Raw genomic sequence first — 1361 nt, 5'->3', positions numbered from 1 at the left:
TTCATGCAGAATCTCCTGCTCGTATCTTAAGAGAAAATTCTACTTTTAGATCCTATTATTTTTAGGGGGGATTACCCTGAGAGCTTTTGATTTTTTTAATTTTTTGCCACTCATACTGAATTAACATACAAGTAAAATCAAAATTGATAAATATCCAGAAAATCAATATTTATACTAGAGCAAGCTTGTATGAATTTTATGAAAAATATACGAGTAACAACAGGGGTAATAATGTTTAAGTCTATTTTATTAGGATCTTTTTGCTTAATAGCTTTAAGTGCCTGCGGTGGAGAAAATGATTCCTCAGCACCACAAAATGAAAAAATAACGACAAAAGAGCAAGTCTTTCAGAAATTAGAGGATGAAGGGAAATTACCAAAACTTGAAAGAACAGATTCAATTTTAGGGATTGATAAGGACCAAAATGGCATCCGTGATGATATTGACGCTCATATTGAACAAAAATATAAAGATGAAATTGAAAAAAAAGCGGTTCAACAATTTGCAAGGAATAGTCAGCAAAAAATGGCTGTTAATTTAGAGAATGAAGTTGAATTACAAGCATCATCTTATGAAGCTGATAGAGCAACGACTTGTGTTTATAAAACATTCAAAAATAACCCGAATATAGACGCATCCGATGTAATTGATGAAATAGGAAATATGACTACAAATACCAAAAAACGCCTACAGGCTTATTACAAATATAGTGATGCTTTAGATGGCTTTGTGTTCACGATACCACAAAGAGATTACTGCGATGAATAAGAAAATTCATTTGAGTGCCATTTCTCTTTTAATGGTTGCATCTAGCATCACTAATGCTACAGACGATGTAAATGATTTGTGCAACAAGTCTGATATAACTATAGCCTATTTCAATGGTGTTCTTACGGATGAGAAAACAGCTCGTAAGAATCTTAATGAAATAGAAGAACGCTATAGTGACCAATCACCATCAGGTGAAAACATCAAATACCAAGTAATGTACAACAAAAGTCAATTCCTCTCTGATTTTGTGGAAACTTTTTATCAACGATTCTCAGAAGAAACCATAGGTGATCGTTGGGAATTATATACTGAAATAATAAAGCAACAGTTCCAAAACAATAACGGAAAAACTTGGCTTGGTCATATTAACGACGCTCTAACCGTAATAGCGACAGTACCTAGATTTGCTTTTGATTTAATTCAAAGAGAGGTGGTTCCACTTGTTTGAACAACTAAAAGCGTATTTATAAGTGATATTCCGCTCTAGTTAAGCCACCTTGATTTTGTTGGGGTAGCTGATCATAGTAAAACTCATTTGGTGTCATTTTGTCTAGACTCGAATGAGGTCGTTTCAGATTATAAAACTCAAA

At 33.2% G+C, this 1361-nt stretch carries 2 protein-coding genes; both read left to right on the top strand.

Annotated features, from left to right (window positions below; genetic code table 11):
- Positions 1–189: 189 nt before the first annotated feature.
- On the top strand, positions 190–768 hold the full coding sequence (locus HHA43_RS13085; RefSeq protein WP_228284192.1) for a hypothetical protein: 579 nt from the start codon (positions 190–192) through the stop codon (positions 766–768).
- The gene (locus tag HHA43_RS13080) at positions 761–1219 is read left to right on the top strand and encodes a hypothetical protein (protein WP_228284191.1); all 459 of its coding nucleotides are present in this window, start codon (positions 761–763) and stop codon (positions 1217–1219) included. Before HHA43_RS13085 ends, HHA43_RS13080 begins: the two co-directional genes overlap by 8 nt.
- The last annotated feature ends 142 nt before the right edge of the window (positions 1220–1361 follow it).

The organism is Acinetobacter sp. A2, from assembly GCF_012371325.1.
Classification (GTDB): domain Bacteria; phylum Pseudomonadota; class Gammaproteobacteria; order Pseudomonadales; family Moraxellaceae; genus Acinetobacter.
This window is presented reverse-complemented; position numbering and strand designations above follow the sequence as displayed.